Source organism: Kitasatospora sp. NPDC091207, assembly GCF_044768625.1.
GTDB lineage: Bacteria > Actinomycetota > Actinomycetes > Streptomycetales > Streptomycetaceae > Kitasatospora.
In genome coordinates this window covers 1-25,817 of the sequence record NZ_JBIVVS010000005.1, presented here as the reverse complement: position 1 = coordinate 25,817, position 25,817 = coordinate 1, and the positions used below count along the sequence as shown (strand labels likewise).

Annotated in this window: 22 protein-coding genes; 17 read left to right on the top strand and 5 right to left on the bottom strand. The window is 71.0% G+C overall.

What is annotated here, in order from left to right; genetic code table 11:
* The first annotated feature begins 135 nt into the window (after positions 1 to 135).
* The 5 genes from ACIQTO_RS11820 (at position 136) to ACIQTO_RS11800 (ending at position 4,393) form a co-directional block, all read left to right on the top strand.
* A complete protein-coding gene (locus tag ACIQTO_RS11820; protein WP_402386360.1) occupies positions 136 to 609 on the top strand; it encodes an ATP-binding protein in 474 nt (157 codons plus the stop codon).
* Positions 606 to 1,175: a hypothetical protein gene (locus tag ACIQTO_RS11815; RefSeq protein WP_402386357.1), complete on the top strand. Its 570-nt coding sequence runs from the start codon at positions 606 to 608 to the stop codon at positions 1,173 to 1,175. Before ACIQTO_RS11820 ends, ACIQTO_RS11815 begins: the two co-directional genes overlap by 4 nt.
* A gap of 349 nt (positions 1,176 to 1,524) precedes the next feature.
* Complete coding sequence (locus ACIQTO_RS11810) at positions 1,525 to 1,905, top strand: hypothetical protein (RefSeq protein WP_402386354.1); 381 nt, start codon at positions 1,525 to 1,527, stop codon at positions 1,903 to 1,905.
* Positions 1,906 to 1,999: 94 nt separating this feature from the next.
* Positions 2,000 to 2,872 (top strand): hypothetical protein, encoded by an 873-nt coding sequence (locus tag ACIQTO_RS11805; RefSeq protein ID WP_402386351.1) that lies wholly within the window; start codon positions 2,000 to 2,002, stop codon positions 2,870 to 2,872.
* A 336-nt stretch (positions 2,873 to 3,208) separates the two neighbouring features.
* Entirely contained in the window at positions 3,209 to 4,393 is a 1,185-nt protein-coding gene (locus tag ACIQTO_RS11800) for a LuxR C-terminal-related transcriptional regulator (protein ID WP_402386348.1), read from the top strand.
* Here the strand turns inward: ACIQTO_RS11800 and ACIQTO_RS11795 are convergent.
* Positions 4,332 to 5,327: a hypothetical protein gene (locus tag ACIQTO_RS11795; protein ID WP_402386345.1), complete on the bottom strand. Its 996-nt coding sequence runs from the start codon at positions 5,325 to 5,327 to the stop codon at positions 4,332 to 4,334. The two genes, ACIQTO_RS11800 and ACIQTO_RS11795, sit on opposite strands and share 62 nt — an antisense overlap.
* A 531-nt stretch (positions 5,328 to 5,858) precedes the next feature.
* Here ACIQTO_RS11795 and rfbB point away from each other — a divergent pair.
* Genes rfbB through ACIQTO_RS11775 form a run of 4 tightly spaced genes read left to right on the top strand, consistent with a single transcriptional unit; the run spans position 5,859 to position 9,437 of the window.
* The gene (gene rfbB / locus ACIQTO_RS11790; protein WP_402386342.1) at positions 5,859 to 6,845 is read left to right on the top strand and encodes a dTDP-glucose 4,6-dehydratase; all 987 of its coding nucleotides are present in this window, start codon (positions 5,859 to 5,861) and stop codon (positions 6,843 to 6,845) included.
* Positions 6,846 to 6,850: 5 nt separating this feature from the next.
* Positions 6,851 to 7,855, top strand: a complete 1,005-nt coding sequence (locus ACIQTO_RS11785) for an ATP-grasp domain-containing protein (RefSeq protein ID WP_402386340.1) — start codon at positions 6,851 to 6,853, stop codon at positions 7,853 to 7,855.
* Positions 7,852 to 8,994, top strand: a complete 1,143-nt coding sequence (locus ACIQTO_RS11780) for a DegT/DnrJ/EryC1/StrS family aminotransferase (RefSeq protein ID WP_402386338.1) — start codon at positions 7,852 to 7,854, stop codon at positions 8,992 to 8,994. Before ACIQTO_RS11785 ends, ACIQTO_RS11780 begins: the two co-directional genes overlap by 4 nt.
* Entirely contained in the window at positions 8,991 to 9,437 is a 447-nt protein-coding gene (locus ACIQTO_RS11775; RefSeq protein ID WP_402386335.1) for a low molecular weight phosphotyrosine protein phosphatase, read from the top strand. Before ACIQTO_RS11780 ends, ACIQTO_RS11775 begins: the two co-directional genes overlap by 4 nt.
* A gap of 60 nt (positions 9,438 to 9,497) precedes the next feature.
* Here ACIQTO_RS11775 and ACIQTO_RS11770 read toward each other — a convergent pair whose 3' ends face one another.
* Positions 9,498 to 10,685: a UDP-N-acetylglucosamine--N-acetylmuramyl-(pentapeptide) pyrophosphoryl-undecaprenol N-acetylglucosamine transferase gene (locus ACIQTO_RS11770; RefSeq protein WP_402386332.1), complete on the bottom strand. Its 1,188-nt coding sequence runs from the start codon at positions 10,683 to 10,685 to the stop codon at positions 9,498 to 9,500.
* A 137-nt stretch (positions 10,686 to 10,822) separates the two neighbouring features.
* Between ACIQTO_RS11770 and ACIQTO_RS11765 the strand changes: the two genes are divergently transcribed.
* Positions 10,823 to 11,986 (top strand): hypothetical protein, encoded by a 1,164-nt coding sequence (locus ACIQTO_RS11765; RefSeq protein ID WP_402386329.1) that lies wholly within the window; start codon positions 10,823 to 10,825, stop codon positions 11,984 to 11,986.
* A 57-nt stretch (positions 11,987 to 12,043) separates the two neighbouring features.
* Positions 12,044 to 12,775, top strand: coding sequence for an aspartate/glutamate racemase family protein (locus tag ACIQTO_RS11760; protein ID WP_402386326.1), 732 nt, complete (start codon positions 12,044 to 12,046; stop codon positions 12,773 to 12,775).
* 900 nt (positions 12,776 to 13,675) lie between these two features.
* On the opposite strand, the gene ACIQTO_RS11755 is transcribed toward ACIQTO_RS11760, so the two are convergent.
* From ACIQTO_RS11755 to ACIQTO_RS11745, 3 genes are all read right to left on the bottom strand, one after another.
* On the bottom strand, positions 13,676 to 15,139 hold the full coding sequence (locus ACIQTO_RS11755) for a S1 family peptidase (RefSeq protein ID WP_402386324.1): 1,464 nt from the start codon (positions 15,137 to 15,139) through the stop codon (positions 13,676 to 13,678).
* A 92-nt stretch (positions 15,140 to 15,231) separates the two neighbouring features.
* Entirely contained in the window at positions 15,232 to 17,043 is a 1,812-nt protein-coding gene (locus ACIQTO_RS11750; RefSeq protein ID WP_402386321.1) for a trypsin-like serine protease, read from the bottom strand.
* Between the two features lie 67 nt (positions 17,044 to 17,110).
* Entirely contained in the window at positions 17,111 to 17,629 is a 519-nt protein-coding gene (locus ACIQTO_RS11745; protein WP_402386318.1) for a hypothetical protein, read from the bottom strand.
* Positions 17,630 to 18,161: 532 nt separating this feature from the next.
* Here ACIQTO_RS11745 and ACIQTO_RS11740 point away from each other — a divergent pair.
* The 6 genes from ACIQTO_RS11740 to ACIQTO_RS11715 form a co-directional block, all read left to right on the top strand.
* A complete protein-coding gene (locus ACIQTO_RS11740; RefSeq protein ID WP_402386315.1) occupies positions 18,162 to 22,151 on the top strand; it encodes a polymorphic toxin-type HINT domain-containing protein in 3,990 nt (1,329 codons plus the stop codon).
* A 13-nt stretch (positions 22,152 to 22,164) separates the two neighbouring features.
* Complete coding sequence (locus ACIQTO_RS11735; RefSeq protein ID WP_402386313.1) at positions 22,165 to 22,485, top strand: hypothetical protein; 321 nt, start codon at positions 22,165 to 22,167, stop codon at positions 22,483 to 22,485.
* A gap of 679 nt (positions 22,486 to 23,164) precedes the next feature.
* Positions 23,165 to 24,826 (top strand): hypothetical protein, encoded by a 1,662-nt coding sequence (locus ACIQTO_RS11730; protein ID WP_402386311.1) that lies wholly within the window; start codon positions 23,165 to 23,167, stop codon positions 24,824 to 24,826.
* Between the two features lie 32 nt (positions 24,827 to 24,858).
* The gene (locus ACIQTO_RS11725) at positions 24,859 to 25,128 is read left to right on the top strand and encodes a hypothetical protein (RefSeq protein ID WP_402386310.1); all 270 of its coding nucleotides are present in this window, start codon (positions 24,859 to 24,861) and stop codon (positions 25,126 to 25,128) included.
* Positions 25,129 to 25,159: 31 nt separating this feature from the next.
* Positions 25,160 to 25,378 (top strand): hypothetical protein, encoded by a 219-nt coding sequence (locus tag ACIQTO_RS11720; protein ID WP_402386308.1) that lies wholly within the window; start codon positions 25,160 to 25,162, stop codon positions 25,376 to 25,378.
* Positions 25,379 to 25,431: 53 nt separating this feature from the next.
* The coding region (locus tag ACIQTO_RS11715) for a transposase (protein ID WP_402386962.1) at positions 25,432 to 25,817 on the top strand (386 nt) is incomplete at its 3' end.

The following is a 25,817-nucleotide window of genomic DNA, read 5'->3' as shown; positions in this document are numbered from 1 at the left end:
GAGAAGTGCCGGCGAACTGTCCGCACTCTGTCTGCGCTGTCACCTGAACAAGGACCAAGTGTCGCTGCTTAGGCGGTGGTTATGTCCCGATAGCCGGTCCACTGTTGATCCCCGCAAGCGAACCAAGAACGGGGCGTGCAGACGCTCCTGATGACGGGAGCGATGCAGATGGTGGCCGTCAAGCAGCCGAGGTCACGTCTCCGCCAGTGGGGGACCACCCTTGAGGCGACGCAGACGATGGTTGCCGTCGCGCGCCGAGGCGTACGGTCGGTGCTCACCGAGTGGGGATGGGAAGGCGAGCGAGCGGACGACCTTGTCACCATCTGCTCGGAGCTGGTGACGAACGCCATCCGGCACGCGAGCCGGCCAGGCGACACGGTCGATCTGCGGCTCCAGGAGATCGATGGCGACTGCCGGATCGAGGTCCTGGACTCACGCCCGGACCTGTCGTTGCCGAGGCTCTCTGTCCCCTGCGGGGAGAGCGGCCGTGGACTGATCCTCGTCCGTGAGCTCGCGGACGACATGGACGTGGCGGCGACCCCCACGACCAAGAAGGTGTGGGCGAGGGTTCTGCTCACCGCCGCCGCTTCGCTGAGGAGCACCGCGTGAAGCGCACGCGACAGCCCGAAGTTCCGTCCGCCATCCCGCCCGCCAACGTCGCCGGGCTGCGCTGGCTCGCCGGATTCCACCGCGACGCGGTCGCTTGTCTGGACACCTGGCACTCCGGCGACCTGGCCGAAATCCCCCTGAAACACCTCGCGGCCGTGCAGGTGAGTGCCACGCTCGGCATACGGGCGGTGCAGCGGCTCGATCCGATCGGACCCGTGCTCCACAGCGTCGGCCGAGGCACGGTCGAATTCCTCGTCGCGCCGACCACGATGCTCGTCGACCAGCCCGGGGTGCGGCTACTCAGGGATGGGGCGCTGCTGTGCCCGCCGCCCGGCCGGGCCGTGGAGCAGCGCAGGGTGCCGGTCTGGGTGGTCGAGCCCGATGGCATCGGTCGCCTCATGGATATCCAGATGGTGCTTGGCGCCGTGGCCGCCGAGTACGCCCACTTCGCCACGGACCCCCAGGACGGCAGCGTCGGCGTGACCGACGCCACCGTCGGACCGCGGTCCGCGAGCGCGGTCGCCAGCTTCTTCGCCGCCGCTCGAAGAGCCGCCGATTCGGCGTGATCGGGCTCCGGCCCGGCCTGCGACTCCTGGCGGTCATCAGTGGCTCTGACTTGGCCCGCCAGGGGCCCGAGTTCCCGTCCGTCACCGGGCGGGCTGCGGGAGAAACAGCGTGCCCCACCCTCGTGGGCACCACGTTCACCCCGAGCGCCGCCGTCCTCCCCTGTGACTCCTTCGGGGAAGACATGCGGATGGCCGACCGTCGCGCCCGGAGGGGACGCGGCGGTGGGCCATGGTCGCTGGTGTGCCGGCCGGCACACCAGGCGGGGCCCGGACTGACGGTCGGGTCCGGGCCCCGCTACCAGGCAGCGGAACAGTCGGAACGAGAGCGAGAGGGACGGAACGGGTGGGAGTGGACGACGAGGCGGCCGCACCGGCATGCCTGAGGGCCGGGTCCGCGCCGGGGGTTTCCGGGGAGGGGCAGTTGCCGCGGTTGACCGCCGACGAGGCGCGAAGCCGCATCGCCGCGGACCTGCGCCGCTGGGGCGCCCCCACGCTCCTCGCACCGTCGACCGAACAGTTGGCCAAGGCCTGCGACGCCCTGGCGTGCGCCGGTGTCCACTTGGGCCTGGCCCGCGATGCGCTCGACTTCCTGCACACATGCACGGACTGGCTCAACACCATCGCCGGTATCGAACTGGCCGACGAGGACCCCGACCGGCAACTGGAGTTGCTGCGCCGGGTCTGCGGGGCACTGCGCGCCAGCAGGCAACTGCTGCAGGCGCAGCGGTGAGGGCGAGGTTTCGCCGCCTGGGTTCTGACCCTACCGACCACCGACCCTGGCACCGGCCACCGGCCGCCGCCACACCACCACACCGAAGGACACCGTGACTCCCAGCTACACCTTCCACAACGAGGCCGACAGCTCCGACGCGGTCATCGACCACGTGGAGCGCCTCCTTCACCTTGCCGCGCCGCTTACCGAACGGCACTCGGGCCTGCCCCTGCCCGAGGCGATAGCGGTGCGCCTGGTGCACCCGGACGGCTTCGTCGACCTGATGACCGAACACGCCGAAGCCAGCGTCCGTCGCGCCGCCGAAGCGTTCGACGCGAACTCGACTGAGCAGGCCGCGCTCCTGGGGCAGATCGAGCCAGGCCGCAACGCCCTGGGCGGCTACGCCGGCCGGTTGTGGCCGGGCGTCAGGGCAGCGGTCGCGCTGCGCCTGGACGACAGCCTGGAGATGGTCGTCATGCCCGCCGCCCTGGCTTCCACACGCGCCACCGACCGGAACCTGGTCGGCGCCTTCGCCCACGAGCTCACCCACACCGCCCAGCTGCTCATCTGGCCGACCATGCCGTGGGAGCACTTCACCTCCGGTGCGCGCGTCCTGGTCGCCGGCCTGGCGCAGGATCAGACGGTGGCCTCCCAACCGGTCTACGAGGGCCACGCCCAGTGGGTCCAGCGCAGGGTCATGGTCGAGTACTGCGGTCAAGCCGAGGTCGACCGGATCGACGGCGAGCCCGAGCCGAGCCTGCTGTGGGCCCTGGGCCAGGACCAACACACGGGCAGGAAGAACCCCGTCGATATCGGCGAGGCCTTCGTGGCCGCGCTCGACGACCACGGCGGACACGACCTGGTCCTGCACCTGCTCGCCCACCCCGACCAGCTGCCCACCATGGCCGAGATCATCGGCACCGACCCCGCGGTTCTCGCCAGGACCTACGCCGAGACCGTCGGCGCGGTCCCGGCTGCCGGCTGACCTGATCTTCTGCCGCTCGGGGAGCATGTTGGTGGTGGCAGAAACGGCGGCGGCTCGCGGAGCCCCGGGACCTGGGTAGGGCTCGGGCCCGCGAGCCGGCCGCCGGCACGCACCAGCCTTCCGGCCGGTAACGGACCACCTGCCCGGTGGGTGACCGGGCAGCCGCGACCGCATCGCGCGCGCTTTGGACCGCATCACCGACTCGTTCGCCCCGGTGTACCTGACCCACGGGCACCCGCCCGTCTGACCCGGCGCCTCATCCCTGACCTTCCGCGGAGACCTCCGATGCCCCCCGCCCTGCCGATCACCGGCCGGCCCTGCCCGCGATGCGGTGCCGTGCCCACCCTGGACGCCCTGCCCCACCGGGTGCTCGCCCTCCAGGCCGAAGGCCTGACCCACCGGGCGATCGCCACTCGCCTCAGGTGGACGACCGACACGGTCGGCACGTTGGCGTACCAGGGCCGCTGGCAACTCGCCGCGACAACGGCCGCGCAGGCGGTCGACATCGCCTGCCGCACCAACCTGCTCAACCCGCCGCCCGGTGACCCGTTCATCGCGGCCCGGGTCACCGGCGGCCAGCTGAACACCTTCGAGCCCATCACCCGCGGCTTCGGCCATGAAGCGGCCGCGCGTACGCTCGGCGTCAGCAGGCAGACCGTGAACGGGCAGCTGCGGGTGCTCTTCGCCGGGTCGGCGCCCGCACCGCCGCGCACGCCGTCTATCTCCTCCACGGCCTGCGGCGCCTGTCGGCCAGCCACCCGTGCCGTTGTCCGAGCCGTGGTGACGCCACCGCACCGCCCGGGCCGGCGCCGGACGGCCGGCTCGCGCAGGTTGCCCGATGAACGGGCTACGGGCGATGCCCGTCCCTGCCGCGCTCGCACGCCTCGACCGCGGTCCGCGATCTCGCTTCGCGGACCCCCGACCCGGTTCCGGGGTGACGTCGTGACGGAGCCCCGTGTTGTCAGAGGGCGACCCTGCCCGTGGTGCGGATCCCGGATCGATCTGGACGCGAAGCGGCACGGGGCCCTCGCGCTGATCGCCGCAGGCCTGAGCAATCCGGAGATCGCCACCGGAACCGGCCTCTCGGAGGACAGCGTGCGCCGTCGGATTCGCGGCCTCTATGAGGACCTCGGCGTCGCCGGTCGGGTCCAGGCCGTGGACATCGGCTGCCGCGTCGGCCTCCTCGCGCCGATTCCCGGCCTCCTGAGGCCGGAGGAGGGGATCACCCCGCGCATGCTGTGGATCGTCGAACGGCGCGCTCGCGGGACAGCGGTGCGGGAGATCGCCAAGCAGCTCCACCTCAGCGAGAACACCGTCAAGACCGACCTGTACCAGCTCGGACGGCGGCTCGGAATGGGGGGCAGCGTCCGTGCGGTCCACGCCCTGCACTCCCTCGACCTGCTGCCCGGCCGACACCCCTGCCGGTGCGTCGACGACCGGCAGGGGCGAGTGGCAGGGGTCAGGCCGCGGCAGCGATCGTCCGCATCTCGGCAATGGCCAGGTCGAGCCGGGCGGAGCTGACGGACGACGCCAGCGCGAAGGCCGACGCCGCGTAGCGGTCGGCCTCCTCGCGCTTGCCCTGCGCGTAGAGGGCGCTGGCCAGGCGGGTGGAGACCATCGCCTTCACCCGGGCCCGGGACGGGTCGGTGCGCTGCTCGGCCTCGCCAAGGGTCCGAACGAGGTCCGGGGCGTGCCGGCCGGTGGTGACCATGGCGAGGTACAGGGCGTAGCCGGTGTCGCTGTTCAGCTTCTCCGCGGTGATGGACCAGGTCCACCGCGGTCCGCTGTGCGGGTCGGTGGACCTGCTGTAGAGCGTCTCCGCGTTGTTCATGCGGCGCAGCAGCTGGCCTTCGTCGCCCTGTAGGGCGTAGGCCTGGGCCTTGACCGCTTCGACCATGGCGAGTGCGGCGGGGGAGAGGGCGGCGCCGGCCGTCATGCCGGTCAGGGTGAGGGCCTGCGCGGGGTTGCGTTCCTGGATCTCCTGGCGGGCGAGGTTGGTGGCCAGGTGGCACAGGGCGTCCGGGTCCTCGGCTTCCCGGGCGGCGTCGATGCCGAGGTGGAAGACGGGGCGCGAGTGCGCGCCGTGACCGGCGTCGAAGGAGGACCAGGCGGCGAGGTTGGCCAGATGGGCCACTGCCGCGCACAGCCGCCGGCGCACGCCCGGGAGCATGGACGCCTTGGTCAGGCGCAGGGTGCGTTCGAGTTCGTCGAGCGCGTAGTGGCGTACGGGGGCGCCGCCGCTCTGGCGGTCGAGTGCGCTGAGGGCGTGGACGCGTTCCTCGATGGCGGCGAGGTCGTCCATGCCGAGGCGCTCGGGTGGCGAGGCCAGGGACGGGACGGGAACGAGGCCGGCGAGTGAACCGGCGAGGAGGGTACGGCGGTGCGAGGTCCTCACCCCTTCGGCGAGCGGTTGGGCCCTCTTGGAGTACAGCCCCAGTGCGCTCGGGGTTGTCACGCCGAGTACATAGCACAGGGCGTCCCGGACGTCGCGCCCGGGCCATGTGACCTTTCCCCGTTCTAACTGGCTCATGGCCTTGGCGTCAAACGAGACCGGCCTGACCGGCCTTGTGTTCGAACGAACTTGACGCTCCATCAGTTCACGTATGCGATTCTGGACCGCTTCAGCGACCTGTTCCTGCGTGAGCCCGTTCAGCGTCCTGGCGTTGACCAGCGCCTCGTTGACCACGGTGGCCCCCCGGCATCGGCGTTCCGTTGAGGAAGGGCGGTCAGCGTAGCAGCGGGCGGCCGCGTCGAAGAACGACCCGGATGGGTGAATCGCGCACCCAAAATGCCGACAAAATCTGGGTGTTGGCGGCTCCCCGGCCCGCGCTTTCATGGCTTTCCGGCCGACAGGACAGATGCCTCGGCCCCACAGTCAGTCACTCTCCGTGCCCGAGTGCTGGCGGATCAGCTCGCCGGTCGCAGATGCGGGCAGCCCACCGCCGCCCGCCCGGCCTCCACCACTCCCAGCAGAGGAGTCCCCACCGTGCAGAAGATCCTCGTCACGGGCGGGGCCGGCTTCATCGGCTCCCACTTCGTCAACCGCCTCCTGCAGCGCACGGACATCGAACGCGTCACCGTGCTCGACCTCCTCACCTACGCAGGCAACCCGGCCAACCTGAGCGCCGCGTGGGACTCGCCCCACCTCCACTTCGTCCACGGCGACATCCTCGACCGCCCGCTCGTCGACAGTCTCCTGCAGCGCCACGACGCCGTCGTGCACTTCGCCGCCGAATCCCACGTCGACCGCTCCCTCCTCGACGCCAGGGGCTTCCTCACCACCAACGTCACGGGCACCCAGACCCTCCTCGAAGCCGCCCGCCACGCCGCCATCGAGAAGTTCGTCCACGTCTCCACCGACGAGGTGTACGGGCCGCTGCCCACGGGCTGCGCCACCGAGGACACCCCGCTGCGTCCCACCGTCCCCTACGCGGCGTCGAAGGCCGCCTCCGACCTGGTGGCGCTGTCCTACCAGCAGACCTACGGCGTGCCGGTGTGCGTGACCCGCTCCTCGAACAACTTCGGGCCGCGGCAGTACCCGGAGAAGGTCATCCCGCGGTTCGTCACCCTGCTGCTGCAGGGGGAGCCGGTCACCATCCATGGCCGAGGCCAGCACGTGCGCAACTGGCTGCACGTGGAGGACAACTGCGCCGGCATCGAACTCGTCCTGTTCGGCGGCGTGCCCGGGCAGGTCTACAACATCGGCGGAGGGACCGACCTGACGACCGCCGCCCTGACCGAGCTCATCCTGACGGCCTGCGGCGCCGGCCCCGGGAGCGTGCGCTACATCCCCGACCGCCAGTCCAACGACGAGCGGTACGCGATGGACTGGTCGAAGATCGCCGGCACCCTCGGCTACCAGCCCCGGCGGCCGCTGCGCGACCACCTCGCCGAGACGGTCGCCTGGTACCGCGACCACGCCGCCCGCTGGCCGCTGCCGGTCGACGCCGTCCCCACCTACGCAGGGAAGTGACTGTCATGACGACCGCACCCCGCCGCATCGTCGTCACCGGGATGGGCGCCAACCCTGGCTTCGACCTCGCCCGATCCCTCCAGCGCCGCGGACTGCACGTGATCGCCACCGACGCCCACCCGCTCGCCCCGGGCCTGCTCCTGCCCGGCGTCACCGCCCGCACCACCCCGCGCGCCGACGATCCCCGCTACGGCGAGGCGATGATGCGGCTGTGCCGGGAGACGGCCGCCGACGCGATCATGGTCGGCATCGAGAACGACCTCGCGCCGCTGCTGGACCTGGAGCACGCCCTGGCCGCCGCCGGCGTGCGCCTGTGGCTGCCGGAGCCGAGCGCGGTGGAGACCTGCCTCGACAAGGCCGCCTTCGACGCCGCCCTGCGCGCGCACCGCATCCCCACCCCCCGCACCTACCTGCCCGAGCAGCTCGACACGGTCCCCGACGACGGGCGCCCGCTCGTCGTCAAGCCCCGCCGCGGCCACGGCGCGCAGAACGTCTTCTTCTGCCACACCCGCGAGCAGGCCCGCGTGCTGTGCGAACTGGTGCCCGAGCCGCTGATCCAGGAACGCGTCCGCGGCACCGAGTTCACCGCGGACTGCGTCGTGGACCGCACCTCCCGCGCCTCCGCCGTCCTGCGCCACCGCGACCTCGTCAAGGCCGGGCTCGCGGCCGTGGCCACCACCTTCCACGACCAGGAGGTCGCGGAGCGCGTCGAACAGACCCTCGCCGCGGTCGGCGCGCAGGGCCTGTGCTGCGTCCAGGGCTTCATCACCGACGACGGCCCGCAGCGCGTCCTGATCACCGAGCTGAACGTGCGCGTCGCCGGCGGATTCGCCCTGAGCGAGGCCGCCGGCGCCGACCTCGTCGGCCAGACCGTCAACGGCCTGTTCGGCCACCCGATCGACCACAGCCGCCTCGCCTACCGACCCGGCGTCTTCCTCACCAAGTACGTCGAGACCCTCGCCACCGGCCACCGCGCCACCCACCCGGCCTGGAAGGACACTTCCCGATGACGACAAGCCCGGCCCTCCAGCGGCCCGACGCCACCCGCAACGCCAGCCCCTACCTGTACGGGCCCGAGCACCAGGCCGTCGCCCGTGTCCTGAACAGCGGCCACTACGGCCACACCGCCGTCACCGAGACCTTCGAACAGGCCGTCGCCCACTTCCTCGGCGTCCCGGACGCCGTCGCCGTGTCCACCGGCACCGCCGCCCTGCACACCGCGCTCGTGGCCGCCGGCATCGGCCGAGGCCACGAGGTGATCGTGCCCTCCCTGACCTTCGCCGCCACCATCCAGGCCATCCGCGCCTGTGGTGCCCGCCCCCGCTTCGCCGAGGTCGACCCCGCCACCGCCTGCGTCACCCCCACCACAGTGCTGGAAGCCATCACCGCCGACACCGCCGCGGTGATGCCCGTCCTCTACGGCGGCCGCGCCATCGACCTCACCCCGATCCACCCCCACCTCACCGAACACGGCATCACCGTCATCGAGGACGCGGCCCACGCCTTCGGCTCCTACCAGGGCACCCGTCGCGTCGGCGCCACCGGACAGCTGACCTGCTTCAGCTTCGGCCCGATCAAGAACCTCACCTGCGGCCAGGGCGGCATGGTCATCCCCCGCACCACCGCCGAAGCCGCCCGTCTGCGCGAACTACGCCTGCTCGGCATCACCGCGAGCGCCGACCAGCGGGCCGCCTCCACCACCTACCAGGTCACCAGCGCCGGGTTCCGCTACCCGATGTCCGCGCTCAACGCGGCGATCGGCACCGTCCAGCTCGCCCACTTCGCCACCGCCGAGACTGCCCGCCGACACCTGTGGCGCACCTACCGCGCCGCACTCGCCGACCTGCCGGTCACCCTGGTCGACGTCGACGTCGACCACTCCGTCCCCCACCTGTGCGCGATCACCGTCCCCCACCGCGACCAGGTCTGGCGGCACATGCACGAACACGGCATCGGCGTCGGCGTGCACTACCCGCCCAGCCACACCCAGCCGGCGTTCACGCCCTGGCACCGGCCCCTGCCCGACACCGAACGCCTCGGGGAGCAGATCATGACGCTCCCTTTCCACCAGCACCTCACCGACGACGACATCCACCACGTCACCACCGCCCTCCAGCAGGCTCTCACCAGCACCGGAGCCCACCGATGAGCAACCCCACCCCCGAGCGCGTCCGACGCATCCTGACGGTGTGCCTCGGCAACTACTGCCGCAGCCCCCTCGCCGGCGCCGTCCTCGCCACCAAGGCCGGCCCCGCCCTCGACGTCCGGACCGCCGGCCTCATCGACATGTGGGTCGGCAAGACCGCCCACCCTGACGTGATCACCGCGGCTGCCCACCTCGGCTACGACCTCACCGACCACCACCCCACCCAGGTCGACCGGGCCCTCATCACCTGGGCCGACCTCGTCCTGGCCATGGACCGCTCCGTCCTCGACCAGCTGCGCCCCATCGCCGGCCCTCGCAACGAGCACAAGCTGCGCCTCTACCTCGCCGACGGCCATGACGTCCCCGACCCCATGGGCAAGGGCCCCGAGGAGTTCGCCGCCAGCGCCGCCATCATCGAAGCCGGCGCTGCCCCCTACCTGCCCTGACACCACGACGCGGCCGGTCCGCCCCCGACAGGGCGGACCGGCCGCACCACCCACCGGCTCTCAGCCGGCCGTGGCCACCGACAGCAGTAGGTCCACCAACCGCTCCGCCGCATCCGGGCGACCGTGCGAGCGGGCCCGCAGCGCCATGTCGCCGCGCCGGGCCGGATCGGCCAGCAGCGGCGCCACCGCCTCACGCAGCGCGTCGCCCGTCGCCTCGCCCACCAGCGCGAGCGCCGCCCCGCTGTCCTGCAGATGGCGCGCGTTGTGCTCCTGCTCGTTGCCCGCCGACGTCCCCAACGGGATCAGCACCGACGCTTTCCCCAGCGCGGTCAGCTCCGCGACCGTCCCCGCGCCGGACCGCGACACCACCACGTCCGCCAGCGCCAGCACGTCCGGCAGCTCCGCACCCAGGAACCCCGTCACCAGATACCGGCCCGCCAACTCGGCCGGCAGCGCCGCGGCCGCCTGCCGCAACCCCGCTTCATGACTCGGACCGCACTGATGAACCACATTCGCCTGGGACAAAAGCCACGGCAGCACCTCCCGCACCAGGTCGTTGATCTGCTGCGCTCCCTGGGCGCCTCCGGTCACGTACACGGTGGGCCGAGCCCGGTCGAACGACCACAGGCCCAGTGCCTCGATCGCCTTCGACGCATGCCCGGTCAGGACCTCGGGCCGGACCGGGTTGCCGGTCACCACTGCGGCCGCACGCACCCCGTCGGCCAGCAGCGCGAGCGTCGACTCCGAAGACACCGCGATGCGCGTCGCCCGCCGCGCCAGCGTCCTGTTCGCGAGCCCCAGGCGCACCGTCTGCTCGTGGATGACCAGCGGGCAGCCGCGCATCTTCGCTGCCACGCCCACCGGAACCGCGACGTAGCCGCCGGTCGCCAGCACCACATCGGGAGCGAACCGGGAGATCAGCGACCGGGCCTGGGCGATGCCCAGCGGCACCCGGCTCATGTCCCGGATGTTCGCCGGCGACACCAGCTTCAACGGGTTGCTCGAACGCCGGATCTTGCCGGTGGCGACCGTCGCGAACTCGATCCCCTCCGCCGCGGCGACCCGGGCCTCCAGCCCGTCGGCCGTCCCCGCCCACAGCACCTCCAGCGACCGCCCCGAGGCCTCCAGGCGTCGTTCCAGAGCCCGCAGCGCGGTCAGAGCCGGGTACGTGTGCCCGCCCGTTCCACCGCCCGTCACCAACAGCCGAAAGGCCCGCCGCGGAAGGCGCTCGACGCCGTCGCTATTCACGTATTAGCTCCCAAATCCCTCTGACACCAACACAGTTAGCCGGTGGGGCGGCACATTGCGGACGATAGCAGGCCATCTCCCTCCAACCCGCCCCGAACCTTGGCAGACCCGCCACCTCACACATCCGGGAGACCACGATGATCCCCGCGTTCGACCACACCGTGTCCATCGCCGCCGAAGCCCGCGACCAGGCCCAGGCCCACCTCAACGGCCTCTTCCGACGGGCGGCCGACCACGTCGAACGCACCGCCCCCGGCACGGCGCTGCTGGTGTCCGGGTCGATCGGCCGCGGCGAGGCCGCTGTCACCAACCGCAACGGCCGCTGGGAGCTCGGCAGCGACATCGACTTCGCCCTCGTCCTGCCCGACGGCATCGATGGCACCACCACCGCTCAGAACCTGATCGACCACCTCACCCGCCTCTACCCGCAGATCACCACCACCGCCTGGCCGCTGTACCGAAGCGACCTCCCGCACGCCCGCTCCCACTTCGCCCGCGACCTCGCCCTGGCCGCCGGATCCCCGCTCACCGGCACCATCGCGCCCGCCAGCATCCCCACCCCCGACCTCGGCCCCAACGACTCCCTCCAGGTCATCACCCACCAACTCGCCACCTACCTCATGCCGGGCACCGAACCCGAACACCGCCACGACACCGACGATCACCTGTTGCGCAAACTCCTCCTGGAGACCCTGCGGGCCCTCGCCCCGGCCGGTGCCGACGGCTGCACCCGCCACGAGGACATCCTCAGCGCCCATGCACGCACGCAGTGGGAACCGGTCCTGCCGGCCGCCCAGGTCGAGAAGCTCGTCGCCGATCGCGAACACGGCCGCCCCCTCGGCATCGGCCACGACCACGCCCACCACCTGTTCATCCGGCTGATCGCGCGCTTCCTCGCCCCCGCTACCGGAGACCTCCCGGACGAACTGCAGCGCCTCGCCCCCGCGGCCGCCGACGTCATGGCCGCTTACCAGCTCGCGCTCCTCGCCTACACCGGCCTGCTCCTGACCGGCGGCTCCGCCCGCTACACCAGCACCCTGTGCCTGATCTGGGACCGCATGGGCACCACCGGCCTCACCGATACCACCATCGACGTCATCCAGAGCGCCAAGTCGGTCGACCCCACCGCCGTCGCACAGCACCGGCCCCGCCAGCTGTCGATCCTCGCCGGCGCGATGTGGAGGCTGCGCGACGACTACTACCGCCACCTCGGCGCCCGCATGTTCGGCCGCCCCCTCCTCGACAGCCCGTACGCCGACCTTCCCCTCGCCCGAACCGAAGTCGCCGGCGCCCGCCAGTAGCCCAGGAAGTCCGCACGCGAGCGCAAGTACTCCCGACAACCCCCGAGGTGAAACAACGTGAAGGCACTCGCACAGCGACTCGGCGTGATCGGCGGGGTCGGCCCCGTGGCGACTGTCGAGTTCTACCGAAGCCTGATCGAACAGGTCCGCCGCCGCACCGGAGCCTCCCCGGACCTGGTGATCCACAGCCTGCCCATACCGGTCGACCTCGAACTCGCCGTACTGGCCGGCAACCTCACCGACCCCGACAGGGCACACATCACCAACCTGCTCACCACCGCCCTGAACACGCTCGAACACGCCGGCTGCAGGACCATCGCCATGCCCTGCAACTCCTTCCACCCGTTCCTGCGCCCCCTGCTCACCTGCAGGCCCCTCACGCTCATCGACATGGTGGAAGCGACCATCGAGACCGCCGCAGCCCACGGACTCAAGCGCGTCCTTCTGCTGGCGACAGGAACGAGCCTCAACGGCGCCGCCTACGCGGCCGCGACCGACCACGGCATCGAACTGATCGAGCCCCCCAGCCAAACGGGCATCGACCAGTTGCTCGAACGGTGCGTGGGCGGCGACCTCCGGGCGATCGACCTGGACGCGCTGCGAACCGCACTTCACGACGTCCCCGACGCGCAAGGCGTCCTGCTGGGCTGCACCGACCTCACGGTCCTGCGCGACGCCCTTACCCCGCTCACCCCCGTCGTCGACAGCCTCGACTGCCTCGTCGAAGCATGCGCCGCGGCCCTCGCACCTACCGACCGGACAACAACTCAAAGAGCGTCGACCTGCTGATCCCCAGCTCCGCCCCGGCAGCGGCCTGCGACCTGCTGTGGTCAACGAGCAACTGGGCGGCGATTCCGCGCTTCGTCCGGACGTGCGCCCCGACGGTTCGGCGAGCAGCTCGGTGACGGTCGCGGCCGCCCACGCTCCGGCCTGGGTCCGCTCAGGGCGCGCAGTACCCGGGGTGCCCAGGGACTCGACCAGCCGGCGGGCGTGCCGGGCGGCGAGCAGCACAGGGGAAGGCCGTCCTCGCGCATAGTGGGAAGGCGATAGACGAGCTCGGCGGCCGCAAGCTCGCCGATCTCGGCGAGCTCTCCGGACCGGTCCGCGGCCAGGTACCGCCCGCACCGGGTGACGATCAGCTCCAGGTCCGGGCCGGTCACCCGCTGCGCGCTGGCGACGTCGACCACGCGGGCCTGCTGGGCCAACCGACAGAATTCGTCGACCTGCGGAGACGTTGGTCGACCGGACATCACTTCCCGCGTCGCCGGAGATCATCTCCCAAGACACTCGTTCGGCCGGTCGGCAACTGGACGGAAGCGGCAGGCCTTGCACGTCGCCTGGGGCGTTCCCTCTGCTTCCCTTCCTGCCCTTGGCTTCGTGGGTGGTGGTTGGGCCGGCGATGGCACCGAGGGGTCGCTACGCCTGTGGCGGGCTTCTTCCTCTCTCGCGTTCGGCGGCTGGTGTCGGCCTCGGTCGCCGGCGCAGGAGTTGGGGCTCCGGTGGGGATAGCTGGGGCCGTCCCCACCGGAGCCTTCCTCGACGGTGCGGTGATCAGAGGGAGGCGTTGATCACGGTGCCGGTGTGGTTGCCGGGTAGGGCGGTGAGGGCCCACCTTCCGGGCCCTGTTCGGACCATGGCCGGCAGCTTCTGGTATCCACGGTGTCGCCCCGGGCGGGTGCGCGGGGTGCTTCATCGGCCAGGGACGGCGATGCCCTGGGTCGACTTACCGTTGCCGTTCCAGTCGCCGGTGACCGGAAATCCGCTGTCGCCGTAGTAGACGTAGGTGGAGGATCCGTCGCCGGTGGCGCCGCGGAAGCGGAAGACGCTGCCGGTGGCCTGGTAGACGCCGACCTGGGTGGTGCCGCTGCCGTTCCAGTCACCGGTGACGGGTGTGTCCCCTGGTGCTCCGAACGTGAAGGTGATGTCGGCCTCGCCGTCGTGGGTGGAGTTCACGAGGTAGAAGGTGGCGGTATCGGGATTGAAAAGCCCCGGGGTATCGTAGCCCTTGTGTGTCCAGTCCCCGGCGATCGGCTTCCAGTTGCCGCCGTCGCCCAGCTTGAAGGACGTCACGGTGCCGTCGTGGTGGCGGAGGTGGAACTCGGCGGTGCTGGGGCGGTAGATCCCCACTTCGGTGGTGCGTCCGCTGTCCCACCGGCCGACCACGGGGACGTCGCCCGGATTTCCGAATCCGAAGTCGGTGGTGCTGGGGCCGCCGTCGAGTGAGTTCGTCAGGTAGAAGTGGGCGGCGGTGGGGTCGTAGGCGCCGGGGGTGTCCCCGCCGATGCCGTCCCAGTTGCCCGTCAGCGGGATCATCGGGCTCTTGCCGAAGTCGAACGCGGCCCGGGTGGAGACGTTCGACTGCGCGGAGTCGGAGAGGAACCAGCGCAGGACACCGGGTGCCTGGGGCGGCATCGTGCCGGAGCGGACGAACTTGATCCAGTCGACGAGGTCGTCGGTGCGAGTGCTCACGGCGCCGTCGCGGGTGGTTTCGGTGCTGTCGAGGCAGCCCTTCTGCCAGGAGGTGCTGCTGACGGCGACGAGCTGGACGGTGCCGCCCGTCTCGCGGACGGCGGGGCCTCCGGTGTCGCCCTTGCAGACGGCCGCGCCGGCCGGTGCGACGCCCGTGATGGCGATACCGGTGGCGGTGACCGTGTTCACCCCGAAGGTCGCGCCGTGGAGTTTGTCGGGCACCCACTCCGTTCTGGTCCGGCCGTAGCCGACGACGTGCAGGGTTTCACCCTGGACGGGTGCCCCGGCGGCGACGACCAGGGGGGTGATGTCGGTGACGGGGGTGGCGAGCCGGGCGAGCACGAGGTCGCGGTCGGTGCGGGGGACGAGTTCGGCGATGTCCCGGACCTGGCCCGCCGTGGTGGTGAGGTCGGCCCGCCCGACAGTGACGACGGCCTTGAGTGTCGGCGGACCGGCAGGGACGGTCGTCGGCTGGGCGGGGTTGTCGGCGAAGCAGGAGGCGGCGGTGACGACCCAGTACGGGTCGACCAGGGCACCGGTGCAGGCGCGTTTGCCGTCGCCGATGTCCAGCTTGGCCGTGAACGCGAAGGCACCGGCCGGCGCGGCGTCACCGCTGAGAGCGGGCGCGGGCGTACCGGCCAGCAGGGCAGCTGTCAGGGCGACGGTCGTGACCGTCCCGGTCATCCACGCCGAGCGTGGGCGTGAGCGAGGCATGAGGTGGCTCTTCTCCGTTCTTGGACCTGCTGGCGTCCCGGGCGGGTGGATCACGGGTGCGGTCAGCCTGTCGCGGGGATCCGGCCGACCACGGACCAGCCGGACCAGCCGCCGCCGTTGGTGTTGTAGGCGTGGGCCATGACGCAGTCGGTGCCCTGGCCGAAGACCTCGGCTGTTCTGGTGTCCGGGTTGTAGACCGCGGCGGGGGAACTGCCGAACTTCCAGTTGCCGGTCATAATCCAGGGCGCCCAGCCGGTGGCCCGGCTCCACGCCGCCCGGTAAATCGATGCGTCGGTGCCGGTCGCGAACACCTCCAGGGCGTTGGTGACCGGGTTGTGGAGGACGGCCGGCACCCCGACGAACGCGCCTCCGGGGTTGAGGGCGTACCAGCCGGACCAGCCCTCGCCGTTGGTGTTGTAGAGGTGCGCCATCACGCCGTCGGTCCGCAGAGCGAACACCTCGGCTGTCCTGGTGTCGGGGTTGTAGACCGTGGAGGCGTCGCCGCGGAACTTCCAGTCACCAGTCATAATCCAGGGCGCCCAGCCGGTGGCCCGGCTCCACGCGGCCCGGTACATCGATGCGTCGGTGCCGGTCGCGAACACCTCGAGCGAGTTAGTGATCGGATTGTGGACAACAGCCGGTTCGCCGACGAACCGGGCCCCGGGATCCAGCGCGTACCAGCCCGACCAGCCCTCACCATTGGTGTTGTAGAGGTGCGCCATCACGCCGTCGGCCCGCAGAGCGAACACCTCGGCCGTCCTGGTGTCCGGGTTGTAAACGGTGGTCGGGTCACCGCGGAACTTCCAGTCACCAGTCATCGTCCACGGCGTCCAGCCGGTGGCCCGGCCCCACGTCGCCCGGTACATCGACCCGTCGGTACCGGTGGCGAACACCTCCAGGGCGTTGGTGACCGGATTGTGGACAACGGCCGGTTCTCCGACGAACCGCGCGCCGTCGCCGAGGATGTGCCAGCCCGACCAGCCCTCGCCGTTGGTGTTGTAAGCGTGGATCATGGCGCCGTCGGCCCGCAGCGTGAAGATCTCGGCGGTCCTGGTGTCCGGATTGTAGACGGTGCCGCGGTTCCCGGACCGGACGGTGGCGGCCCAGGCGGAGGTGGTCTGCTGGATCCAGCTCCCGAGATCATCGACCCGGATGTCGTAGGCGCCGGTGCGGGTGGTCGGGGCAGCGCCGAGGCAGCCGTTCTGCCAGGAGCGGCTGTTGAGGGCGGCGAGTTCGTAGTGGTCGCCGACCTGCCGTAGCGCGGGCCCCCCGGTGTCGCCCTTGCAGACGGCGGCGTCCGAGGGGGCCTTCGCGGCGATGCCGATGCCGGCCGGGTCGACGCCGCCGACGGTGAAGAGGGCGGTGTGGAGCTTGTCGGGCACCCACTCGGTCCTGGTGCGGCCGTAGCCCGTCACCCGGAGTTCCTCACCGGCGGTGGGAGCGGTCGTGGCCACCGCCACCGGGGTGATGTCGGTGACGGGAGTGGCGAGCCGGGCGAGGACGAGGTCACGGTCGGTACGGGGGACGAGTTCGACGATGTCCCGGACCTGACCCGCGGCGGTGGTGAGGTCGGCGCGTCCGACGGTGACGAAGGCCTTCAGTGTCGGCGGACCGGCAGGGACGGTCGTCGGCTGGGCAGGGTCGTCGGCGAAGCAGGAGGCGGCGGTGACGATCCAGAACGGATCGACGAGCGTGCCGCTGCAGGCGCGTGCACCGGCGCCGATGTCCAGCTTGGCGGCGTACGCGTAGGAACCAGCTGGCAGGGCGTCACCGCTGACGGCAGGAGCGGGTGCGCCGGTGAGCAGGGCACCTGTCAGGGCGACGGCGGTGACAGCCCCGGTCGTCCAGGCCGTACGTGTGCGGAAGTGAAACATGGGATGGGCTTCCTTCGTTGCCGTTCCGACCGGTGGGTGACTCGGTAAGGGGCGGGGCCCGCCCGGTTCAGCCGGTGACGCGGAGTTCGACGAGCATGGTCGGCTTCTGGCCGACGCCCTCGCCGACGCCGGTGATGCCGCCCTTGGGCACGTCGACGGTCTGGGCGACGCCGTCGGCGGTGAGGTTGGCGCGAACCGCGCGGTCGTTGGTCTGGATGAGGAAGGTCTGCGGCAGTTCGAGGGTGAGCTGGCCGACGGCACCGCTCACCCGGAAGCAGACCGAGGGTCCGCCGGCCGGGTTGGGGACGGCCCGGCTCCAGAGCTGGATTTGGGTGGTGGTGTTGCAGTCGGCGAGGAGGATGTGGCCGTCGCCCCGTAGGAGCTTCAGGTTCGGGAAGGGGCTGGCGCCCGGGTAGCTGAAGTCTTCGACCGCCGGCGGCGGGGTCACGTCGTCGGCTGCCGCCGACGCGGCGGCGGGGGCCGGCTGGGTGGCGGAGGCGGCTGAGGAGGAGTCGGCCGAGGCGGCGGCCACGGCGGTGAAGGTGACAACCACGGCAAATGCGGCAGCTGTCAGCCGACTGAGCATGCGACGGCTCATCCGATTCCCTTTCTGGACTGATCATGCAAGCAGGTTTGCAGGCATCGAAAGCATTGAGGCCGCGTCCTAATTCGCCGGCATCTCGGGGCGTTGGGACGCGAAGAACGCACCCTCCACCCTGAGGGGATCATCAAAGGAAAGTCAAGAGTTGCTCTTACCGCTTGGTCCCGAATGTCACCGGCACGTGCGGAAATCCGCGCATGGCCCCCTTAGTACCTGATGTCCGGGCAAGGTGTTACCGCCTGCCTCATTCGTCCCACCAGAACCACTGGCCCCAGGTCTGCGAATCTGGCATTCCTGTCACCGGTTCGGAGGCTGAAGCGGGCAACTTCTTCTTCGGATTCAGATTCCGGCCGCGCGGAATATTTCTGCCGTGGCTGGACTGGGCCCATGAATTCGTGCTCTGCTCTCAGGTAATGCCAATAGCCAGGCCGTGTTCGAACGAGGCCTGAGTGAGCCGGGAGGGTTTCTCGTGACGCACGGGTGGGGTGGCTTCGCCATGCGTAGAAGGCGACGCCGGGTGCTGGCGGGCATGGGCCGGGTGTGGCTGGGGATGCTGCCGCTGGCCCTCGTCGCGGGGCTGTTGGGGACGAACCCCGCCACGGCGACCGACGACGACGGGCAGCCGGCGCCGTTGACGGACCGTGCCCGGGTGGTGCTCTTCTGGCAGGAGGGTGGTCCCGGGGTCAAGGCCGCGGCGGAGGCCGCGCTTACCGGCTCGGATGCCGACGTGCGCCGGTTCCTGGACAGCGAGCAGGCACCCGCCCGAATCCAGGACGACCAGGTCGGCGCGGCCCAGATCCACTCTGCGGGCGGGCCCGGTGTGCAGGAGGCGGCGCGCCGGGCCCTGGCCGGTACACCCCAGGAACTCGCGGCGTTCCTCGACGGGGGATGGCGTGAACCGCTGAAGGCCGACCAGCAGGTCCGGGTCGCCCAGCTGATGAACGGGGCCGGACCGGGCGTCAGGGAGGCCGGGCAGGCCGCTCTGAACGGCACCGAGAACGACGTCGACGCGTTCCTGAACGACGGCCAGTACACCGCGCGGGACTCCGACGACCGCGTGCAGCTGGTCCAGATCCTCAGTCAGGGCGGATCCAACACGCAGGCCGCCGCCCGCCTGGCGATCAACGGCACAGCCGAGGATGTCCACGAGTTCCTCACCGTCGGCCAGCACGTCGCCCGCGCCCGCGACGCGGAGCGCACCACCGTGGCCCAATTGGCCCAACAGGCCCAGGAGGCCGGCGCCCAGGCGGTCCGCGAGACGGAGGCGGCGAAGGCGTCCGCCGCGCAGGCACTGGCCGCCGCCGCCCTGGCCAAGGAAGCAACGGCGAGGGCGGCCGCAGAGACGCAGGCCGCGCGCAACGACAGCGTCAAGGCTGCGGCAGCCGCCGCACGGGCGGCCGATGCCACGGAGCGGGCCGGTCGAGCCGCTCAGACCGCCGTGAAGGCCTCGCAGGCGGCGACGAACTCGGCGCGCGCTGCAGCCAGTGCCGCCTCCCAGGCCGCGTACGCCGCGGCCGGCGCCGCGCAGGCCGCGTCGAACGCACGGTCAGCCGCCGCGGCCGCCGTCTCCGACCGCTCGCGCGCGGGCGCCGCAGCCCAGGCGGCGACCGCCGCCGCCACCGCGGCAGCCGCCGCAGAAGTCTCCACACAAGCACTGACCCAGGCCAACGCCGCAGCGTCGGCCAGCAGTGAGGCGGCGAACGCCGCGGAGAGCGCCGGTCGCAACGCGCTGGCCTCCGCCGACTTCGCCGACCAGGCCGGCGACTTCGCGGGCCAGGCCGGGGCCCAGTCGGCCCGGGCCAAAGCCGCCGCCGCGGCCACCCGCCGCCACGCTCAGGAAGCCGCACGCGCCGCCGGCGCCGCCAGGTCGCTCGCGCAAGACGCGGCGAAGGCCGCGGCCAGTGCCCGGACCCTGGCCGCGTCCGCCGCCACCCACGCCCGCGCCGCGGCAGCCGCCGCCGACGAAGCGGCGCAGCACGCGACCGAGGCGTCCCAGGCCGCGCAGGTGGCCACCGCGCATGCGGACGCCGCACAGGTGGCCGCCAAGGAGTCGAGCGACGCCGTCGAGGCCGCCAATACGATTCAAGACCTCGCCCGCCGCGCGGAGGCGGAGGACCTCAACTCCCGCACCACCGCCACTGTGGAACGGGCGCGGGACGCCAAGGCCGCCTACGAGGACAAGCAGAACGCGGCAGGTGAGGCTGTCCAGCAGGTACGCCGGATCAAGGACGAGGCGGATCGCCTGGCCGCCGCTCTCGCGCAGCCAGGCGCCGACACGGCCCGAATCGTCACGGACGGACGCAAGCTGGCCCTGCTCTCGATGCGGATCTCGGACGCCTGGGGCACCGCCGCCGCCGGCGCCGCACTCTCCGGTCCCGACAGTGCCCTCCTGGAGTACCTCACGACCGGACGCCGCCGGGCCATCGAGATGGACGAGCGCGAACGTGCGAGCGCCCTCGCCATCGACTCCGAACTGCCAGCCGTGCGCGCCGCCGCCGCCCAGGCCCTCACCGAGGGACCGGCCGCGGTCACCGCGTTCCTGAACACCGGCCAGTACCAGGTGGCCGCGCCCGACCTCCAGGTCAGCGTCACCCAGCTCATCGCGAGCAGCGGCCCCGGGGTGCAACAGGCCGCCCGCGCGGCCCTCAACGGCCCAGTGAGCGGGCTACGTGACTTCCTCAGCCGCGGCCGCTACACCGCCCAGATCAGCGACGACCAGGTCCAGGCCACCCAACTCGCCGGCACCGGCGGCCCCGAGGTCAAGGCCGCCGCACGCATCGCCCTCGAAGGACCGCCGACAGTCCTGCGCGCCTTCGTCGAGACCGGGCAGTACACCGCCCAGCGCAAGGACCAACTCGCCGCCACCCATATCGCCGAGATCCAGCGCCTCATCGCCGAAGCCTCCGCCGTCGCCGCCTACGCCCAGCAAAGCGCCGCCGAGGCCGCACAGGCCGCCGCCATCGCCCGCCAGGCGGCCGCCGAGGCGAACGGCTACGCCGTCCAGGCCCGCCAGCACGCCGACCGCGCCGCCGGCTACGCCGCCGACGCTCGGGCGAAGGCCCAGCAAGCCGAGGCCAGCGCCAACAGCGCCGCCGCCGCGGCCCGGACGGCGACGGCCGCCGAGGGCACCGCCCGCAGGGCGGAGGCCTCGGCCGCATATTCGTCCCAGCAGGCCCAGGCCTCGGCGTCATGGGCGAACTGGTCCGCCCAGAGCGCCTACGAGTCCGCGGCAACAGCCCGAACTGCCGCGCAGGAGGCCGGTCAGGACTTCGAGACCGCCGCAACGGCCTGGATCCAGGCCTTCAAGTCCTACACCGACATGGTCGCGGCCGAGCAGGAGGCCGCCCGCCGCGCTGCCGAGAACCGCGACGCCGAAGCGAAACAGCGGGCCGAACAGCAGAAGCAGGACGCCCTCGCCGCCATCGAGGCGGAACTGCGCAAGCAGGCCAAGGACGGCAGTTCGGGCGGCCGGTTCGCCGACCTGATCGACAAGGTCCTCGACAAGGGGATCGACGGACTTCACCAGCTCCTCGACGTCGCCGGATTGTTCCCCGGCTTCGGAGACATCGCCGACCTGATCAACTGCGGCCTCTACGGCTTGCAGAAGGACGTCGAGAACGCCCTGCTCGCCTGCGCCGGGGCCATTCCCCTCGCCGGCGACGCGCTGGCCATCGCCAAACTCGTGAAATGGGCCGAGAAGGTACCCGGATCAGGGAAAGTCGTCGACTTCCTCAAGAAGCTGTTCGCCAAGGTTCCCGGGACCTGCTTGAAGAAGAATAGCTTCGCGGCCGGGACTCGTATTCAGATGGCAGACGGAACCACCGAGCCGATCGAACGGGTATCCACCGGGGAATGGATGCGCGTCAGCGACCCATTCTGGGCAACCGGCCCCGAGACCGGCGAGACCGACGGGCGTCGCGTCGACGCCACCATCTACACACCCGACGACCGAGACGTCACCGCCATCCCCCGGGCCGGCGGTGGCTCGCCCATCACCACGGACCGTCACCCGTTCTGGTCGGAGAACCATAAGGACTGGGTCAATGCCGGCAGCCTGAAGGGCGGGAGCGCCCTCCGGACGCCGGACGGCCACAGCGCACGTGTGGAGAGCGTTGCGGATCTCGGCACCTCCCAGCCAGCCTTCAACCTGACGGCCCAAAACCTGCACACGTACTTCGTCGTGGTGGGGAACACGCCAGTCCTGGTCCCAAACGGCGAGAAGAACTCCCTCAATCTCTGTGGTGAAGACGCCAAGGCCCTCAACGACTGGGTGGGAACCAACATGACCGTCGAGCAAAGTGCGGAGTACCACCTGAAAAAGCACGGCAAGGGCCGCACCTTCGCTGAATACACCAAGGAAGCCAAGAAGCTCTTCTCGGACCCTCGGGCTTCCCGCAGCGACGTTCGGTTGGAGAACGGGGAAATGGGGGTTAGGATCGACGGCGGCCTCATGGGGGGCCAGGGGATCTACACGAAGGAGGGGAAGGTTGTCACCTGGTGGGACTGACGGCCGAGGCTTCGTGGCCGCGTACACCGCGTTTCGCGATCACGCTTTCCCGAGTTATCCGAAGAGTTGCAAGTTCAGCGACGCCGGCTTTGAACTTCTGCAGTTGGACACGCACATCGCGGGAATTGCCATCAGTGTGATCAACGGCCGGGTCCGAGCATGCGACGTCCCGGAACTCGCGAACCTTGCCGACGAGCTCGAAAGGCTTGACGGCCTGCTCGAATCGGTGACGGTGGAAAGCGATCAAGACACAACGACGGTCAGGGAATTCCGCGAGTACGGACTCCTGCTGTCGAGCCTGATCCGGGAGCTTCGGAAGCTGGCCTTCACTTAGGTTCTTCGGTCCCGTGCACGGCAGCCCCCCTCCAGGCCTGGAGGGGGGCTGCCGTGCATGCAGTATCTCGAAGCAGCCTCGGCGCTGGCTGCTTGTCCGGAGCAGCCAGGCGGAGGGGGCCATCGTCGTCCTTGAGCAACTGCCGCGATGAGCTGTCGGTGGCGGGAGTGCCGATCCAGCAGGCCCTCGAGCATCGTCGCAAGTCGACACGCACACCAATCCGCCCTATCGGAATCTGGAGCTGGTCTTCGAGTACTGCCCGGATGGCCAAGGCCAGGTGGCCGGGGTCGCGGACAGCGAGTCGGTGAAGGTCGGCTGCTTCGCCCAGACGCTGCCTCCGAGACGAGAGCGGACCGAGAGGTGGTCATGCCAGACATGGAGGAAGGGCGCAGGGTAGGCGTGGTTCCGTCCGGCCGGGTTGTGCTGGGAGTCTCTCAGGGAGATACCGTGACCCGCCCCGCCCCTACGCCACTCCCCGGCCACCCCGCCGTGCCCGCCGCGTGGCTGAGCCAGCCGCTCGAGCGCCGCCGTCCCGCAACGCGCGCCGACATTACCCGCGCCCGCCAGTTCGTCGACCGTTGCGGCGTCGTCCCGCTCCTCACCCACGCCCTCGACTCCCGCCGCCAGTTGCCCGCCGGGGCGCCCGCGCACCGTCACCCTCCAGGCCCTGTTCATCGGTATGACCCTGGACTCCTGGCGTAACCAGGGCCGAGTCGTCCTGGTGGAGGTGGCCGACCTGCTCGCCCACCAGCTGCCAACCACTGCCCGCACCCAACTCGCCCTGCCTGCATGGAAGGACAACGCCGACGGTTTCGAAGTCGCCTACCTCGCCGTGCGCCGCACCTTCCGCGCCGCCGAGCAGGTCATGGACCCCTCCCCGTTGCCCAAACGGCGCATTGCCCGCACGGACACTCGCGCCCTGGAGAAGCACGCCGACCAGACCCTCCTCACCGACCGCCAACGGCTGCTCGTCGAGGTCACCAACCGCACCGTGGAGGCCACCCTCGCCCCGCCCCGTGCCCTCGTCGACGAGTACTGGGACGGCTCGGTGGCGGTCGACGCGACTCCCGTGCGCACCTTCTCCGTCGGCGTCCACCCCTCGAACGAGGACACCGCCACCGACCCCGACGCCGCCTGGTACGTACGCGAGGGCGACCACCGCGACCCCACCAACGCCGGCACCGATCGCAAAGCCAGGATGAAGGTTACGCGCACCCTCTTCGGCTACGAGGCCACTCTCGTCGTCACCGGCGACACCACCGCCGCCGACGCCGAGCCCGGCTACCCGCACCTGCCCGCACTCGCCCTGGCCTTCACTGTCCACAAGCCCGGCCATGACCCCGCCGGCAACGCCCTCACAGCCCTGAGCAACCTCAACCGGCGCGGCTACCGGGCCGGCTGGTCCGGAGCCGACCGCGCCTACAGCAGCGCCATCCCCGAGACCTTCCACATTCCGGTCCGCGACCTCGGCTACCGGGCCGTCTGGGACTACCACCGCGACCGGCTCGGCATCCAGGGCACCCACGCCGGTGCCCTCCTCAGCGACGGCACCTGGTACTGCCCCGAAATGCCGCCACCTCTCGTCACCGCCACCGCCGACCTCCTCGCCAAGAAGATCGAACGCACCACCTGGCGCCACCGCGTCGACGCCCGCCCCGCCTACTGCCTACACCCCAAAGCAGCCCCCGACCAGCCCGACGCCCGACGCCTGCTCTGCCCCGCGTCCGGCACCCACCCCACCGCGGCCTGCCCATCAAACCCCGTAGCCAGGGCCGCGACCCCCGACTCATCCCCATCGACTCCACCCCCGCGCCCGCCGGCCCGCCCGAGGTCTGCCGCCGCGAATCCCTCAGCTTCCACCGCGACACTGGCATCCGCTTCTGGCAGGAACTCGACCACGGCCGCCCCGACTGGGTCCACCACTACTTCCACCTGCGCAACCGCGTCGAGTACTTCAACCAGTACGTCAAGGACCACGAGGCCATCGAACGCTCCCGCACGCGACGTATCCGCGGCACCGCCGCCCAGTCCCTCCTCCTCGCCTTCCAACTCGCCCATGCCAACCACCGCAAGCTCGCCGCCTGGCTCGACACCCTCCAAACCGACACCCGCCCCGCCCGACGCTGCCCCACCAACCGCACCAGCCCCCGCGACCCCCGGCACTGGACCCCCGACGGCTACCGCACCCGCGACTGACCCACCCGGCATCCACCCGCCCCCTAGACCTGTCGGGGGCGGGTGGTGTCTGCCAGACTCCCGCTGCGGCGGTGGATGTAGTGAGCTGCGTCCACTCGTGGAGGAGGTGTCCGGAGGCTCGACTCCCATAGCCACCGGGATCTGACCGACATATGCCCGCAATTCGGCCTGCCACCGGTGCCCCCGCCGGAGGCAGGCTCGAAGCACGAGCGACTGGAGGCGTGCCTGGCGCAGCTCGCGGACGAGGACCTCCTTCCGGTCGCGCAGCGGTTCCTCGACTCCGACAAGGTGTTCATCGGCCGGGCGGAACGCTTCGCTCTCGAAGACGCCTTGTGGGCGGCGGGCCCCGTGGTGGAGATTCCGGGGCGGGTACGCCGTGAGCTCGCCCGCACCGTCGGCCTCGAGCTGCTGGTCCACCGGCCGGAGCGCTTCGGGTGGCTGCTGTAACGGTGGTGGGTGCTCGACGACCCTGCTCGCGTTGCTCACGCGGTCGCCGAACAGCCTGCGTGCCCGGATCGAACGCCACGTGTTCCGCAACCCCGGGAACTGGTCCACCGAGGACCTGTTCGAGCAGCTGGGCGCGTTCGAGGCAGGGCACGCCCGCTTCGGCGCGTTCCTCGAAGGCCTTGTCTGCCCGGACACGATCCCGGACACGGCCGCGCAGAACCGCATCGTCGAGGCGTTCATCCCGTACTAGTACTGCAACGGTGTTTACCGTGACTACTGTTGGGTTTGCTCGTTGGGCTGTTCATGGGTGGGGACATATCCGAGGTCGATGCTCGTCGCTGGTCGGATGGGCTGGTCGGGTTGCATGAGCGGTTTGGGCACCGGTTCGCGCGGAGCGAGTCGCGGGAGTCGGCGTTGGCCTACATGCGGGGCTTGCTGGCGCCGCTGGAGCGCAAGAACGGGTGGACGGTGGCCGAGGAGGCCGGTCACAGCGGTCCGGACCGGATCCAGCGGCTGCTGAACCGGATCGACTGGGACGCGGACGAGGTGCTCGACGACGTGCGCGCCTACGTCGTCGAGCACCTGTCGGATCCCGGTGGCGTGCTGATCGTGGACGACACCGGCTTCCTGAAGAAGGGAGTGCGGTCGGCCGGTGTCCAGCGGCAATACTCGGGCACCGCGGGCCGTAC

What these genes read in the sequence shown, in the direction of transcription:
- ACIQTO_RS11785 (WP_402386340.1), top strand. Translation starts at nt 6,851, where the DNA reads ATGACGACCGCACCCCGCCGCATCGTCGTCACCGGGATGGGCGCCAAC.
- ACIQTO_RS11780 (WP_402386338.1), top strand. Translation starts at nt 7,852, where the DNA reads ATGACGACAAGCCCGGCCCTCCAGCGGCCCGACGCCACCCGCAACGCC.
- ACIQTO_RS11775 (WP_402386335.1), top strand. Translation starts at nt 8,991, where the DNA reads ATGAGCAACCCCACCCCCGAGCGCGTCCGACGCATCCTGACGGTGTGC.
- ACIQTO_RS11765 (WP_402386329.1), top strand. Translation starts at nt 10,823, where the DNA reads ATGATCCCCGCGTTCGACCACACCGTGTCCATCGCCGCCGAAGCCCGC.
- ACIQTO_RS11755 (WP_402386324.1), bottom strand. Translation starts at nt 15,139, where the DNA reads ATGACCGGGACGGTCACGACCGTCGCCCTGACAGCTGCCCTGCTGGCC.
- ACIQTO_RS11750 (WP_402386321.1), bottom strand. Translation starts at nt 17,043, where the DNA reads ATGTTTCACTTCCGCACACGTACGGCCTGGACGACCGGGGCTGTCACC.
- ACIQTO_RS11745 (WP_402386318.1), bottom strand. Translation starts at nt 17,629, where the DNA reads ATGCTCAGTCGGCTGACAGCTGCCGCATTTGCCGTGGTTGTCACCTTC.
- ACIQTO_RS11730 (WP_402386311.1), top strand. Translation starts at nt 23,165, where the DNA reads ATGACCCTGGACTCCTGGCGTAACCAGGGCCGAGTCGTCCTGGTGGAG.